This is a genomic window from Pseudomonas sp. BIGb0558, assembly GCF_024807515.1.
Classification (GTDB): domain Bacteria; phylum Pseudomonadota; class Gammaproteobacteria; order Pseudomonadales; family Pseudomonadaceae; genus Aquipseudomonas; species Aquipseudomonas yamanorum_A.
The window spans coordinates 1-13,885 of sequence record NZ_JANUEW010000019.1; the positions used below are offsets into that span (position 1 = coordinate 1).

16 protein-coding genes are annotated in these 13,885 nt (G+C 60.8%); 13 read left to right on the forward strand and 3 right to left on the reverse strand.

Translation table 11 applies throughout. The annotated features are described in order from the left end of the window. Positions 1-302 precede the first annotated feature (302 nt). The gene (locus tag M2400_RS20970) at positions 303-605 is read right to left on the reverse strand and encodes a DUF2288 domain-containing protein (protein WP_017479356.1); all 303 of its coding nucleotides are present in this window, start codon (positions 603-605) and stop codon (positions 303-305) included. Between the two features lie 339 nt (positions 606-944). Between M2400_RS20970 and M2400_RS20975 the strand changes: the two genes are divergently transcribed. The 10 genes from M2400_RS20975 (at position 945) to M2400_RS21020 (ending at position 8,619) form a co-directional block, all read left to right on the forward strand. Further along, positions 945-2,072: a branched-chain amino acid ABC transporter substrate-binding protein gene (locus M2400_RS20975; RefSeq protein ID WP_177079680.1), complete on the forward strand. Its 1,128-nt coding sequence runs from the start codon at positions 945-947 to the stop codon at positions 2,070-2,072. Between the two features lie 45 nt (positions 2,073-2,117). After that, positions 2,118-2,300: a hypothetical protein gene (locus tag M2400_RS20980; protein WP_003211657.1), complete on the forward strand. Its 183-nt coding sequence runs from the start codon at positions 2,118-2,120 to the stop codon at positions 2,298-2,300. Beyond that, positions 2,300-3,223, forward strand: a complete 924-nt coding sequence (livH, locus tag M2400_RS20985; RefSeq protein ID WP_017479358.1) for a high-affinity branched-chain amino acid ABC transporter permease LivH — start codon at positions 2,300-2,302, stop codon at positions 3,221-3,223. The genes M2400_RS20980 and livH overlap by 1 nt, the downstream gene beginning before the upstream one ends. Beyond that, positions 3,220-4,473: a high-affinity branched-chain amino acid ABC transporter permease LivM gene (locus tag M2400_RS20990; RefSeq protein ID WP_177079679.1), complete on the forward strand. Its 1,254-nt coding sequence runs from the start codon at positions 3,220-3,222 to the stop codon at positions 4,471-4,473. Before livH ends, M2400_RS20990 begins: the two co-directional genes overlap by 4 nt. After that, positions 4,470-5,237, forward strand: coding sequence for a high-affinity branched-chain amino acid ABC transporter ATP-binding protein LivG (livG, locus tag M2400_RS20995; protein ID WP_177079678.1), 768 nt, complete (start codon positions 4,470-4,472; stop codon positions 5,235-5,237). Before M2400_RS20990 ends, livG begins: the two co-directional genes overlap by 4 nt. A 1-nt stretch (position 5,238) precedes the next feature. Next, a complete protein-coding gene (locus tag M2400_RS21000; protein ID WP_003211664.1) occupies positions 5,239-5,940 on the forward strand; it encodes an ABC transporter ATP-binding protein in 702 nt (233 codons plus the stop codon). A gap of 216 nt (positions 5,941-6,156) precedes the next feature. After that, complete coding sequence (locus M2400_RS21005; RefSeq protein ID WP_010176692.1) at positions 6,157-6,462, forward strand: DUF2282 domain-containing protein; 306 nt, start codon at positions 6,157-6,159, stop codon at positions 6,460-6,462. 26 nt (positions 6,463-6,488) lie between these two features. Then, complete coding sequence (locus M2400_RS21010) at positions 6,489-7,364, forward strand: DUF692 domain-containing protein (protein ID WP_259201335.1); 876 nt, start codon at positions 6,489-6,491, stop codon at positions 7,362-7,364. After that, positions 7,361-8,137, forward strand: coding sequence for a DUF2063 domain-containing protein (locus M2400_RS21015; protein ID WP_259201336.1), 777 nt, complete (start codon positions 7,361-7,363; stop codon positions 8,135-8,137). Before M2400_RS21010 ends, M2400_RS21015 begins: the two co-directional genes overlap by 4 nt. Beyond that, on the forward strand, positions 8,134-8,619 hold the full coding sequence (locus tag M2400_RS21020) for a DoxX family protein (RefSeq protein WP_259201337.1): 486 nt from the start codon (positions 8,134-8,136) through the stop codon (positions 8,617-8,619). The genes M2400_RS21015 and M2400_RS21020 overlap by 4 nt, the downstream gene beginning before the upstream one ends. Here the strand turns inward: M2400_RS21020 and M2400_RS21025 are convergent. Continuing rightward, positions 8,616-9,524 (reverse strand): LysR family transcriptional regulator, encoded by a 909-nt coding sequence (locus M2400_RS21025; RefSeq protein WP_003211675.1) that lies wholly within the window; start codon positions 9,522-9,524, stop codon positions 8,616-8,618. The two genes, M2400_RS21020 and M2400_RS21025, sit on opposite strands and share 4 nt — an antisense overlap. A 104-nt stretch (positions 9,525-9,628) precedes the next feature. Between M2400_RS21025 and M2400_RS21030 the strand changes: the two genes are divergently transcribed. From M2400_RS21030 to M2400_RS21040, 3 genes are all read left to right on the forward strand, one after another. After that, a complete protein-coding gene (locus M2400_RS21030) occupies positions 9,629-10,228 on the forward strand; it encodes a short chain dehydrogenase (RefSeq protein ID WP_259201338.1) in 600 nt (199 codons plus the stop codon). Between the two features lie 74 nt (positions 10,229-10,302). Continuing rightward, positions 10,303-10,974 carry a COG3650 family protein gene (locus M2400_RS21035; protein WP_177047301.1) on the forward strand — a complete coding sequence of 224 codons (672 nt, stop codon included), beginning with the start codon at positions 10,303-10,305 and terminating at the stop codon, positions 10,972-10,974. Positions 10,975-11,081: 107 nt separating this feature from the next. Next, positions 11,082-12,695, forward strand: coding sequence for an NAD(P)/FAD-dependent oxidoreductase (locus M2400_RS21040; RefSeq protein ID WP_259201339.1), 1,614 nt, complete (start codon positions 11,082-11,084; stop codon positions 12,693-12,695). An 84-nt stretch (positions 12,696-12,779) separates the two neighbouring features. On the opposite strand, the gene M2400_RS21045 is transcribed toward M2400_RS21040, so the two are convergent. Then, positions 12,780-13,877 carry a PLP-dependent cysteine synthase family protein gene (locus M2400_RS21045; protein WP_177047311.1) on the reverse strand — a complete coding sequence of 366 codons (1,098 nt, stop codon included), beginning with the start codon at positions 13,875-13,877 and terminating at the stop codon, positions 12,780-12,782. Positions 13,878-13,885: the final 8 nt, after the last annotated feature.

Consider the following 13,885-nt stretch of genomic DNA (forward strand, 5'->3'; position numbering starts at 1 on the left):
CCGAGCCTAAGCGAGGTGCCGACAGGCGGGGCAGAGCCCTTTGCTTACTTTGGGGCTTTTCCAAAGTGAGTCGCTGTAAGAGCGAAACCATAAGCAGCCGTTACCTAACTAACGGATATGTACACACACACCAAGAAACAATTCCCACCGCATTCCGGCGCGAACAAAACTGTTCCCATGACGCGCACGTAACCCCCGCCTGTGACCTTTCTCTACGGCAACGTGCCATCACCGCAAATGCAGTTACCCCGCTACACACTTAAACTCAGAAAAATACCGCACCATTTTCGCGCAGGCATTTCCTACGCCGCCCTTTCCTGGATCAGAATCCACGGCGAAACCACCACCGCCCACAAGCTCGGATCCCGCTCAACCAGGTCCAATGCCCGCGTCGCAGACACTTCGCCAAGACTCCCCGCAGCCAGCCAGGCAGCGACTTTCTCACGGTTGTCCTCAGCCATACCCTCGGCGGCCTCGATCAAATCCAGCCCGGCGTCGACCCACAATAGGGCACCCTTGGCAAAGAACGGCTCAAGCTCCTTCCAGGAAATTTCGGCGGTTTCACCAAGCAGCTTGGCATAGAGGGTGCTAGGTTCTTGCGTCATGGGAGTTCACCTGAAGAAAAATCGGCGCAATCATAACGTCGAGCGGCAGGCAGAAAAACCCAGTTGCAAATGAGGCACCGAACGAAAGTGTCAGGAAAGCCAAGGATTGCCCGATACTCTGGCATCACCCCGCCGCAATTCTGTCTTTTTCTTTCATTTAAGCGACATACCCGGGTTTTGCCCCCAGCAGCCAGCTTTTCAAGCGATCAACCGGCGCTCTACACTGTACCGGTACAGTTGCCAGGCCGCTGCCGGGGGATATCCGAGATATCTGATCCGGTTCTGCAGCTCACAAGGCCGCTAGAACTATAAAAAATACAACAGTAAGAGTGGAGCACTATGAATAAGGCTACTAAGCAGATTTCCAAACTGTTTGCCGCTATGGTCCTGGCCGGGGTTGCCAGCCATTCGTTCGCAGCTGACACCATCAAGATCGGTATTGCCGGCCCTAAAACCGGCCCTGTGACCCAGTACGGCGACATGCAGTTCATGGGCGCCAAGCAGGCTATCGCCGACATCAACGCCAAAGGCGGCGTCGATGGCAAAATGCTTGAAGCCAAAGAATACGACGACGCTTGCGATCCAAAACAAGCCGTAGCCGTAGCCAACAAAGTGGTCAACGACGGCGTCAAGTTTGTAGTCGGTCACCTCTGCTCCAGCTCCACTCAGCCAGCGTCCGACATTTACGAAGACGAAGGCGTGATCATGATCACCCCGGCCGCCACCAGCCCGGAAATCACTTCCCGTGGCTACAAGCTGATCTTCCGTACCATCGGCCTGGACAGCGCTCAAGGCCCGGCCGCCGGCAACTACATCGCCGACCACGTGAAGCCGAAAGTCGTAGCTGTTATTCACGACAAACAGCAATACGGTGAAGGCATCGCCACCGCGGTTAAACAGACCCTCGAGAAGAAAGGCGTGAAAGTTGCCCTCTTCGAAGGCATCAACGCTGGCGACAAAGACTTCGGCTCGCTGATCCAGAAGCTCAAGCAAGCCAACGTCGACTTCGTCTACTACGGCGGCTACCACCCTGAGCTGGGCCTGATCCTGCGCCAAGCCAAGGAAAAAGGCGTGAACGCCAAGTTCATGGGCCCGGAAGGCGTCGGCAACGACTCCATCTCGCAAATCGCCCAGGGCGCTTCCGAAGGCCTGCTGGTTACCCTGCCGAAGTCTTTCGACACCGATCCTGCCAACAAGGCAATCGTTGAAGAGTTCACCAAGAACAAGCAGGACCCAACCGGTCCGTTCGTGTTCCCGGCCTACTCGGCTGTTGAAGTGATCGCCGGTGGTATCACCGCCGCGAAAAGCGAAGACACCGCCAAAGTGGCTGCTGCCATCCACGCAGGCACCTTCAAGACCCCAACCGGCGACCTGAGCTTCGACGCCAAGGGCGACCTGAAGGACTTCAAGTTCGTGGTCTACGAATGGCACTTCGGCAAACCAAAAACCGAAGTTTCCCCTCAGTAAGCCAGGCGTTACTGGTCAACAAGCCCACTGTGCAAGCAGTGGGCTTTGTTTTACGAGGTTTATGGGCCTGTCACCCGCGATCCGGGAGCTGGCTCACCTGAAAATCTTAAAACCGTCACCAGCGGTTCGCTGGCAAACGCTTTGTGCAACCTGATCACAGAACAGGGCACCGAGCCGGAAATTGACTCCACCAGTGAAATGCGTATCGGGTTTTTAGGAGCGCTGTAATGCCTGAGATCTATCATTTTTTCCAAACGCTGGTTAACGGCATGACCGTTGGCAGCACCTATGCCTTGATAGCCATTGGCTACACAATGGTTTACGGCATCATTGGAATGATTAACTTCGCCCATGGCGAGGTATACATGATTGGTTCCTACGTGGCCTTCATCGCCCTTGCCGGGCTGGCCATGCTGGGTATCCACTCCCTGCCGCTGTTGATGACCGCTGCGTTCCTGGCGTCCATCGTCGTAACCAGTGCCTATGGCTACAGTATCGAACGCGTTGCGTACCGCCCCTTGCGTGGCAGCAACCGCTTGATCCCGCTGATCTCCGCGATCGGCATGTCGATCTTCCTGCAGAACACCGTATTGCTGTCCCAGGATTCCAAGGACAAATCCATTCCCAACCTGATCCCGGGGAGCTTCTCCTTCGGCCCAGGCGGCGCACAAGAAGTGCTGATTTCGTATATGCAGGTCCTGGTTTTCGTCGTCACCCTGGTGGCGATGCTCGGCCTGACCCTGTTCATCTCCCGCTCCCGTCTGGGGCGCGCCTGCCGGGCCTGCGCCGAAGACATCAAGATGGCCAACCTGTTGGGCATCAACACCAACAACATCATTGCCCTGACCTTCGTCATCGGTGCCGCACTGGCCGCAGTCGCTGCCGTGTTGCTGAGCATGCAGTACGGCGTGATCAACCCCAACGCCGGTTTCCTGGTGGGCCTCAAGGCCTTCACCGCGGCGGTATTGGGCGGCATCGGCAGCATTCCGGGCGCGATGCTCGGCGGGCTGGTGCTGGGCGTGGCTGAAGCCTTTGGCGCCGATGTGTTCGGTGACCAGTACAAGGACGTGGTGGCATTCGGTCTATTGGTTCTGGTGCTGTTGTTCCGGCCGACCGGCATTCTGGGCCGTCCGGAGGTTGAGAAAGTATGAGCAGATATCTTAAATCGGCGTTTTTCAGCGCCTTGCTGGTGTGGGCCGTGGCCTTCCCGGTACTCGGCCTCAAGCTGAGCATTGTCGGGATCAACCTTGAAGTGCATGGCACAGGTCCCGTAACCCTGACCATCATTGCGCTGTGCTCGGTGCTGATGTTCCTGCGGGTGCTGTTTACCCAGCAGGTCGGTGCCCTCCTCAAGTCCAACCGTGGCCCGCTGGTATCGCCCAAGGTCAGCCAGTTCCTGACCCTGCCGCGCACCCAGCGCTACATCATCATCGCCCTCATCGTGGCGGCGTTGATCTGGCCATTCTTCGGTTCCCGTGGCGCGGTGGATATCGCGACGCTGATCCTGATCTACGTGTTGCTGGGCCTGGGCCTGAACATCGTGGTGGGTCTGGCGGGCCTGCTCGACCTGGGTTATGTGGGTTTCTACGCGGTGGGTGCCTACACCTACGCGCTGCTCTCGCATTACCTGGGCTGGGGCTTCTGGATCTGCCTCCCGCTGGCAGGTATGGCGGCGGCCACGTTCGGCTTCCTGCTGGGCTTCCCGGTGCTGCGCTTGCGCGGTGACTATCTGGCGATCGTGACCCTGGGCTTCGGTGAAATCATCCGTCTGTTCCTGCGTAACCTCACCGATATCACCGGCGGCCCCAACGGCATCAGCAGCATTCCCAAGCCAACGTTCTTCGGGCTGTCGTTCGACCGCACCGCAGCCGAAGGCATGCAGACGTTCCACGAGTACTTCGGGATCGACTACAACCCGGTGAGCAAAGTGGTGTTCCTGTACCTGGTGGCCCTGTTGCTGGCACTGGCGGCGCTGTTCGTGATCAACCGCCTGCTGCGCATGCCGATCGGCCGTGCGTGGGAAGCGCTGCGTGAAGATGAAATCGCCTGCCGTGCGCTGGGCATGAACCCGACCGTCATCAAGCTTTCGGCCTTCACCCTCGGGGCAACCTTCGCCGGTTTCGCAGGCAGCTTCTTCGCCGCGCGCCAAGGTCTGGTGACCCCGGAGTCGTTCACCTTCATCGAGTCGGCGATCATCCTCGCCATCGTGGTACTGGGTGGCATGGGCTCGCAACTGGGCGTGATTCTCGCGGCGATCGTGATGATCCTGCTGCCGGAAATGATGCGTGAGTTCAGCGAATACCGCATGTTGATGTTCGGCGCCATGATGGTGCTGATGATGATCTGGCGTCCTCAAGGCCTGCTGCCCATGCAACGTCCACACATGGAGCTGCGCAAATGAGCCGCGAGATCCTGAAAGTCGAAAACTTGAGCATGCGCTTCGGCGGCTTGCTGGCGGTCAACGGCGTAGCCCTGACCGTCAAAGAGAAACAGGTAGTAGCGCTGATCGGCCCCAACGGCGCCGGCAAGACCACCGTGTTCAACTGCCTGACCGGCTTCTACAAGCCGGCTGGCGGCACCATCCTGCTGGACGGCCAGCCGATCCAGGGGCTGGCCGGCCACGAGATCGCCCGCAAGGGCGTGGTGCGCACCTTCCAGAACGTGCGGCTGTTCAAGGATATGACGGCGGTCGAGAACCTGTTGATCGCCCAGCATCGTCACCTGAACACCAACTTCTTTGCCGGCCTGTTCAAGACCCCGTCGTTCCGCAAGAGCGAGCGCGAGGCCATGGAATACGCCGAGTACTGGCTGGACAAGGTCAACCTCACCGAGTTTGCCAACCGCCCTGCCGGTACCCTGGCCTACGGTCAGCAACGTCGCCTGGAAATCGCCCGCTGCATGATGACCCGCCCGCGGATCCTCATGCTCGACGAACCGGCCGCCGGCCTGAACCCCAAGGAAACCGAAGACCTCAAGGCGCTGATCGGCGTGCTGCGTGAGGAAAACAACGCCACGGTGCTGTTGATCGAACACGACATGAAACTGGTCATGAGCATTTCCGACCATATCGTCGTGATCAACCAGGGCACGCCACTGGCCGACGGTACGCCGGAACAGATCCGCGACAACCCGGAAGTGATCAAAGCCTATTTGGGGGAAGCGTAAAATGCTGCAATTCGAAAACGTTTCCACTTTCTACGGCAAGATCCAGGCGCTGCACAGCGTCAACGTCGAAGTGCGCCAGGGCGAAATCGTGACCCTGATTGGCGCCAACGGTGCCGGCAAGTCCACGCTGCTGATGACCCTGTGCGGTTCGCCCCAGGCTCACAGCGGCAGCATCCGCTACATGGGTGAGGAACTGGTGGGCCAGGCCTCCTCCGAGATCATGCGCAAGAGCATTGCCGTGGTTCCGGAAGGCCGTCGGGTGTTTGCCCGCCTGACCGTGGAAGAGAACCTCGCCATGGGCGGATTCTTTACCGACAAGGGCGATTACCAGGAGCAGATGGACAAGGTGTTGCACCTGTTCCCGCGGCTCAAGGAACGCTTCAGCCAGCGCGGCGGGACCATGTCCGGCGGCGAACAGCAAATGCTCGCCATCGGCCGCGCGCTGATGAGCAAGCCCAAGCTGCTGCTGCTGGACGAGCCGTCCCTGGGCCTGGCACCGATCATCATCCAGCAGATCTTCGACATCATCGAACAACTGCGCAAGGACGGTGTAACGGTGTTCCTGGTGGAACAGAACGCCAACCAGGCACTGAAGATCGCCGACCGCGCCTATGTGCTGGAAAACGGTCGGGTGGTGATGCAGGGCAGCGGCGAACAGTTGCTGACCGATCCGAAAGTGCGTGAGGCTTACCTGGGCGGTTGATGCCGACTCTGTAGGAGCTGGCTTGCCTGCGATGCTGACGCCTCGGTGTACCTGAAACACCGAGGCGTCAGCATCGCAGGCAAGCCAGCTCCCACACTTGTTTTGCGAAACCAGAAATTATTTTCCCCAGGTTTGTAACGAATCCCTTCCCCCTTTCTCTAGTGGTGTAAGCAGGCGAACATGCTTGCCAACTCAACCCACTGCTGGAGATACACCATGACTACCAAAACCCGCTCGCTGTCCGCCGCTACCCTCGTCCTGGCCCTGGGTTCGGCCCTGAGCCTGTCCGCCCTGACCACCACCGCCCACGCCGCCGATGACATGCAGAAATGCTTCGGTGTCGCCGAAGCCGGCAAGAACGATTGCGCTGCAGGCGCTGGCACCACTTGCGCCGGCACCTCGAAAGTCAAGGATCAGGCCAACGCCTGGAAACTGGTCCCGGCCGGTACCTGCCTGAAAACCCCAAGCGCCACCTCGCCAACCGGTTTCGGCCAGGAAGCGGCCTTCACCGCCAAGTCCTGAAACCCTGCGCAGCCTGAGTACTGACGATGACGCTCTCACGCACCCCCTCCATCTCCCAGGCTCAGGCGCCCGGCCTCCCACGTCGGGCCGGGCTGGGACTCAAGAACGAGCACTTCAGTGAAGTGCTCGAGACTTCCCCCGACATCGGTTTTTTTGAAGTCCACGCCGAAAACTACATGGTGGCCGGCGGGCCTTTCCATCATTACCTGGGATTGATCCGCGAGCAGTACCCGCTGTCGCTGCACGGCGTGGGCCTGTCCATCGGCGGCGAAGGTCCGCTGAACAGCGAGCACCTGACGCGCCTTGCGACGCTGATCGAACGCTATCAACCCCACTCCTTTTCCGAACACCTGGCCTGGTCCAGCCACGGCCCGGTGTTTCTCAATGATTTGCTGCCCCTGGCGTATGACGATGAAACCCTGAAGCGGGTGTGCGAGCACATCGACCAGGTGCAAACCCGTCTGCAGCGGCCAATGCTGCTGGAGAATCCGTCGACCTACCTGCAGTTCCAGAGCTCCACCCTGGAAGAGACCGACTTCATCAGTGAAGTGATCCGCCGCACCGGCTGCGGGCTGCTGCTGGACGTGAACAATGTGTATGTGTCGTGCATCAACCATCAGCAAGACCCGCTGAAATACATCGATGCCTTGCCGCTGCACGCCGTGGGCGAGATTCATCTGGCAGGTTTTGCCGAAGACACCGACAGCCTCGGTGACCGGCTGCTGATTGATGATCACGGCGCGCCGATCGACAACGCGGTATGGCAGCTGTATCAGCACGTGCTCACACGCACCGGGCCGGTGGCCACGCTGATCGAGCGCGACAACCAGGTGCCGGCCTTCAGCGTGCTGCACGCCGAAGCGCGCCAGGCCGAGCGGTTTCTGCTGGAGGCGCGCACATGAGCCGCCAGGAGGCATTTGCCAGCGCCCTGTTGTCGGCAGACGAAACGTGCCCGCCAGGTGTGTTCAGCCGCAACGGCGCCGACCCGGCCAGCCGTTTTGCGGTGTATCGCAACAATGTTCACAGCTCCCTGATCAACGCCCTGGCCGCCGGCTACCCGGTGACCCTGCAGTTGGTGGGCGATGAGTTTTTTCGCGCGATGGCCGGCGTGTATGTCCAGGAGTTCCCGCCCACAAGCCCGCTGATCAATGAGTACGGCGGCGACCTGGCCGACTTCATCCAGGGCTTCGCCCCCGCCGCCAGCGTGCCGTACCTGGCTGACGTGGCTCGCCTGGAGCGGCTGCGGGTCAGGGCCTATCACGCGGCAGACGCTACGCCACTGGATCAGCAGGAAGTCATCGCCACCCTGCAACAGCAGTCGGACCTGAGCGATCTGCGCCTGCAACTGCATCCGTCATTGGCCACCCTGAACTCGGCCTATGCCGTCGTAGCTTTATGGGCCGCACACCAGACAGACGAATCCCTCTCCACCCTCGACCCCTTCCACGCCCAAAGCGCGCTGGTGCTGCGCAACGGCCTGGACGTTCAGGTATTTCGCATCGACAGCGGCTCGGCAGCGTTTATCAACAGCCTGAACAACGGCTGGCCGCTGGGGATGGCCATGGCCTACGCCCTCGATGCCGCCGCCGAATTTGACCTGCACTCATACCTGGCCCTGCTGATCGGCCATGGCGCCATCACCCACTTGCACACAGAACAAAAGGTATCGCCATGAACACCACCGCCCCCGGCCTGATCCAACGGATCATTCAGCTCTTCGAGAAAATCCCCTACAGCCTGATCGCCTTCGTCGCACGCTTCTCCATTGCAGCGGTGTTCTGGAAATCCGGCCAGACCAAGGTTGAAGGCTTCGCCGTGGACCTGATCGGTGGCACCTTCCAACTGGGCTGGCCGCACTTGGCGCCGTCTACACTGCCGCTGTTTCGCAGCGAGTACCACGTGCCGCTGCTGTCGCCCGAAGTGGCGGCGCACATGGCCGCATTCGCCGAGCACTTTTTCCCGGTGCTGATCCTGGTGGGGTTTGCCACGCGCTTCTCGGCACTGGCGTTGCTGGGCATGACGTTGACCATCCAACTGTTCGTCTACCCGGAAGCCTACCCGACCCACGGCACCTGGATCGCGCTGCTGTTGCTGTTGATGGCCAAGGGGCCGGGCAGCCTCGCCCTTGATCACCTGATCGCCCGGCGCTACCGCTAAAGGCGATCCAGGGCTTCGCCGCTGCGCTTGAACCAGCCCACCAGATAATCCGCCAATACCTGGGTGCGCCGTGGCAGCCCGCCCTGGTACGGATGGACCAGGTACATCGGCATGCTGCGGGTCTGATAATCCCGCAGGAGCCAGCGCAGGCGACCGTCAGCCAATTCCGCGTGCAGCACGTAGGATGGCAAACGTGCGATGCCCGCCCCCACCAGCGCAGCCTTCTTCAACAAGTTGTAATGATTGGAGGCAAAGGTCCCGGAAACGCGAACCCGCAACAGCTCATGTTGCTGGTGGTACAGCCACTCTTCACGACCGCTGTAGTGGCTGTTCAGTAAACAGTTGTGGCCCACCAGCTCAGCCGGTGTCAGCGGCTCGCCGTGCTGCTCCAGGTACGCCGGGCTGGCGCAGGTCATCTCATGCCAGGCCAGCAACGGCTTGGCCACCAATCGCTCGTCATTGGCGACTTCCGAGCGCACCGCCAGGTCGAAGCCGTCCCGTGCCAGGTCTCGATACTGGTTGTTGAGTTCCAGCTCGATCTGCACCTGCGGGTACTCCCGGGAAAACTCCAGCAACAGACCGTCGAAGAAGGTTTCCCCAAGGGAAACCGGAACCGTCATACGCACCGGGCCGACCAGGTCGTCCTTGAGCCTGGCCAATGCCTGACGCGCCCGCTCCACCTGGACCACCAGCGCCTGAGCCTGTGGCAACAGCGCCGCGCCCGCCGCCGTGAGACTCAAACGGCGGGTGGTTCGATGCAGCAACACCACCGAAAACTGTGCCTCCAACTGGCTGATGCGCTTGGACAGTTGCCCCTTGCTGCAGCCCAATTGCTGGGCCGCCAAGGTAAAGCTGCCGGCTTCGATCAACACCGCAAACGCCGCCAGGTCATCCATTTCGCTCATGGATTGTTTCCATTTGAAAACCAAAGGTTGCCTATTAGTGCACTTATCCTCAGGAAAAATCACTCTAGACTGAAATCTCACCTACACATCTGGAGGAAGGCACGATGAAAATCCTGTTGATTGGCGCAAGCGGCACCGTGGGCTCGGCGGTCAAGGCAGAACTGTCCCAACGTCATGAAGTGATCAGCATCGGTCGCAAAAGCGGCGACTTTCAGGTCGATATCAGCGACAGCGCCTCGATCCGCAAACTGTTCGAGCAAACCGGCAACTTCGACGCGCTGGTCTGCGCCGCCGGCAGCGTCAACTTCGTGCCCTTGGGCGAGATGAGCGAGACCGACTTTGACCTGGGCCTGCAAGACAAACTGATGGGCCAGGTGAACCTGCTGTTGATTGGCCGTGAGTTCGCCAACGACGGCGCGTCGTTCACCTTCACCAGCGGCATTCTCAACCGCGACCCGATTCGCACCGGCGCCTCGGCAGCCCTGGTCAACGGCGCGCTGGATGCCTTCGTAAAAGCTGCGGCCATTGAGCTGCCGCGCGGCCTGCGCATCAACTCGGTCAGCCCTACGGTGCTGCTGGAAGCCATGGGCAGCTATGCACCGTACTTCCGTGGGTACAAACCCGCTCCGGGTGCAGAAGTGGCGCTGGCCTACGCTAAAAGCGTGGAAGGCCTACAGACCGGGCAGACGTTTATCGTTGGTTGATTCAACCTGTGTCCCGGGCTTGTGATGCACCGCCAGCCTGCGTAACGTGGCGGCACTTATCAGGAGACCCGATAATGCGTGCCGCCCGTACCCTAGTTTTATTTGCCCTGTTGCCCTTGTTCTCCGCCTGCCAGATGTTCGACAGCGAGCCGGCCAAGCCCTCTCTCGCCGGGCTGACCCGCATGCAGGGTGAGCTGACGGCTCAGGGTGACAAACTGCTGTTCCAGCCCTGCAACGACAAACGCAACTACGTGGTCAACGACACCGGCGGCACCAGCATCCTGCAGGAGGCCGCCTCTCTCGCGGGCCAGCAGGGCGCGCTGTTTGCCGACATACGCGGCAAGTTCTCCGGCGTCGCCAGCGGCACTGAAGGCAAGGTGGACCTGCAACAGGTGTATCGCGTCGAGCGCTCGACCTCGGCCTGCGATGACCCCGACTTCAAGCGCATGATCCTGCGGGCCAACGGCCACAAGCCGGCCTGGGCCATGAACGTCACCGCCAAGGGCATGGTGCTGGAACGCGAAGGCCAGCCGCCATTGGCCGTACCTTATGTGGAAGAGCAATCAGGCGACGGACGGTTCAACCTGATGACCGAAGCCAATAACCAGCACATCGAACTGTGGGTGGCCCCGCAGCGCTGTGTCGACAGCGCCAGCGGCAGCCTGCAACACATGTCTGCCGAGCTGCGGGTCAATGGCCAGGTGCAGCGCGGTTGCGCGTCGTTCGGCGGTTCGCGGGACGACTGATTGCCCGCTGCGCTGTTTTAACATGACGGGAAACCGCAGTTGGGGCTTATAATCGCCGGTTTGCAAAACAGCCGGCCTCTTTGCCCGCCGCCTACCGGATTTCTGTCATGTTACGAATCACCGAACTCAAGCTGCCCATCGACCATCCCGAAGAAGACCTGCGGCCTGCCATCGTGCAGCGCCTGGGCATCGCCAGTGATGACCTGCTCGATTTCACCCTGTTCAAACGCAGCTACGACGCCCGCAAAAAGTCGTCGGAGCTGTGCTTCATCTACACCATCGACCTGCAAGCCAAAGGCGAGGCGGCCTTGCTGCTCAAGTTCGCCGACGACCGCAACGTCAACCCGGCACCGGACATCAGCTACAAAGTCGTGGGGCATGCGCCGGAAGGCCTGACCGAGCGGCCGATTGTGGTGGGTTTTGGCCCGTGCGGGATCTTCGCCGGGCTGTTGCTGGCACAGATGGGCTTCAAGCCGATCATCCTTGAACGCGGCCGCGAAGTGCGCCAGCGCACCAAGGACACCTGGGGCCTGTGGCGCAAAAACGTGCTGAACCCGGAATCCAACGTGCAATTTGGTGAAGGCGGCGCCGGCACGTTCTCCGACGGCAAGCTCTACAGCCAGATCAAGGACCCGAAATTCCACGGCCGCAAGGTGCTGCACGAGTTCGTCAAGGCCGGCGCGCCGGACGAAATCCTCTATGTCAGCAAGCCGCACATCGGTACATTCCGCCTGACCGGCGTGGTGGAAAACATGCGCCAGCAGATCATCGCCCTGGGCGGTGAAGTGCGTTTCGAGCAGCGGGTCACCGACGTGCTGATCGAAGACGGCCAGTTGAACGGCGTGGTAGTGGATGGCGGCGAACAGATCCTCTCCAAACACGTGATCCTGGCCCTCGGCCACAGCGCCCGTGACACCTTCCGCATGCTCCACGACCGTGGCGTATACATGGAAGCCAAGCCGTTCTCGGTGGGCTTCCGTATCGAACACCCGCAATCGCTGATCGACGCCGCGCGCCTGGGCAAGTATGCCGGCCACCCGAAACTCGGCGCGGCTGATTACAAGCTGGTGCACCACGCCAAGAACGGTCGTTCGGTGTACAGCTTCTGCATGTGCCCGGGCGGCACCGTAGTCGCAGCGACGTCCGAGCCGAACCGCGTAGTGACCAACGGCATGAGCCAATACTCGCGTAACGAGCGCAACGCCAACTCCGGGATCGTGGTGGGCATCACCCCGGAAGTGGATTACCCGGGCGGCCCGCTGGCCGGCATCGAATTGCAGGAGCGCCTGGAATCCCACGCGTTCATCCTCGGTGGCAGCAACTACGAAGCGCCGGCGCAACTGGTCGGTGATTTCATTGCCGGCAAGCCGTCCACCGCCATCGGTACGGTGGAGCCGTCCTACAAGCCCGGCGTGGCCCTGGGCGACCTGGCGCTGGCATTGCCGGACTTTGCCATCGAAGCCATTCGCGAAGCGCTGCCGGCGTTCGAGAAGCAGATCAAGGGCTACTCGCTGCACGATGCGGTGCTGACCGGGATCGAGACCCGCACCTCGTCGCCGCTGCGGATTACCCGTAACGAGTCGATGCAGAGCCTGAACGTGAAGGGGTTGTTCCCGGCGGGTGAAGGTGCCGGTTATGCCGGTGGGATTTTGTCGGCGGGTGTCGACGGAATTCGGATTGCCGAGGCGTTGGCGCGGGATATGTTGGGTATCCAGGCCTGACTTAAACCTTGTAGGAGCCGGCTTGCCGGCGATGGCGTCCTCAAGATCGCCATCGCCGGCAAGCCGGCTCCTACAGTGGGTGTTTCAGATATTGGCGCGCAACACGCTGTCCGGCAGCACTTCTCCCCGCTCGACACTGGCTGCAACGGCCGCAATCAAACCCTCCAGCTCATACCCCTGCCCTGCCAGCCAGGCCTGATCGTAATAAGTCGTGGCATAGCGCTCACCCCCGTCGCACAAGATCGCCACGATCGAGCCCGACTCCCCCGCCGCCTTCATCTGCTGCGCCGCAATCAATGCACCGATCAGGTTGGTGCCGCTGGAACCGCCCACTCGCCGCCCCAAGCGCTGTGCCAGGTAATGCATGGCGGCCAGGGACAGCGCATCCGGCACCTTGACCATTGCATCAATCACCTTGGGCAAGAACGACGCCTCAACCCGAGGCCGGCCAATGCCCTCGATACGCGAGCCACACTCCAGGCGCAGGCTGGTGTCGCCGCTCAGGTAATAGTCAAAAAACACCGAACGCTCCGCGTCCGCGCACAACACCCGGGTGCAGTGCTGGCGATAACGCACATAACGCCCCAGCGTTGCCGTGGTGCCGCCCGTGCCGGGGCTGGAAATCAGCCAGCTCGGCTCCGGGTAACGTTCAAAGCGCAACTGCTGAAAGATCGATTCGGCGATGTTGTTGTTGGCCCGCCAGTCGGTGGCGCGCTCGGCGTAGGTGAACTGGTCCATGAAGTGCCCGCCACTTTCCTGCGCCAGGCGTTCGGATTCGGCGTAGATCTGCGTCGGATCCTGTACCAGGTGGCTCTTGCCACCATAGAACGCGATCTGCGCAATCTTCTCCTGGGAGGTGGTGGCCGGCATCACCGCAATAAACGGCACGCCCAGCAGACGGGCGAAGTACGCCTCGGAAATCGCCGTGGATCCGCTGGATGCCTCGATCACCGGCGCACCGGGCTTGAGCCAGCCATTGCACAACGCATAAAGGAACAACGAACGCGCCAACCGGTGTTTCAGGCTGCCAGTGGGATGACTGGACTCATCCTTGAAATACAACTCGATACCCGGCAAACCCGGCAACGGCAAGGGAATCAGGTGGGTGTCGGCGCTGCGCTGGAAGTCCGCTTCAATAATGCGAATGGCTTCGCGGGCCCATTGGCGATTGTCGCTCATGATCGGTTTCT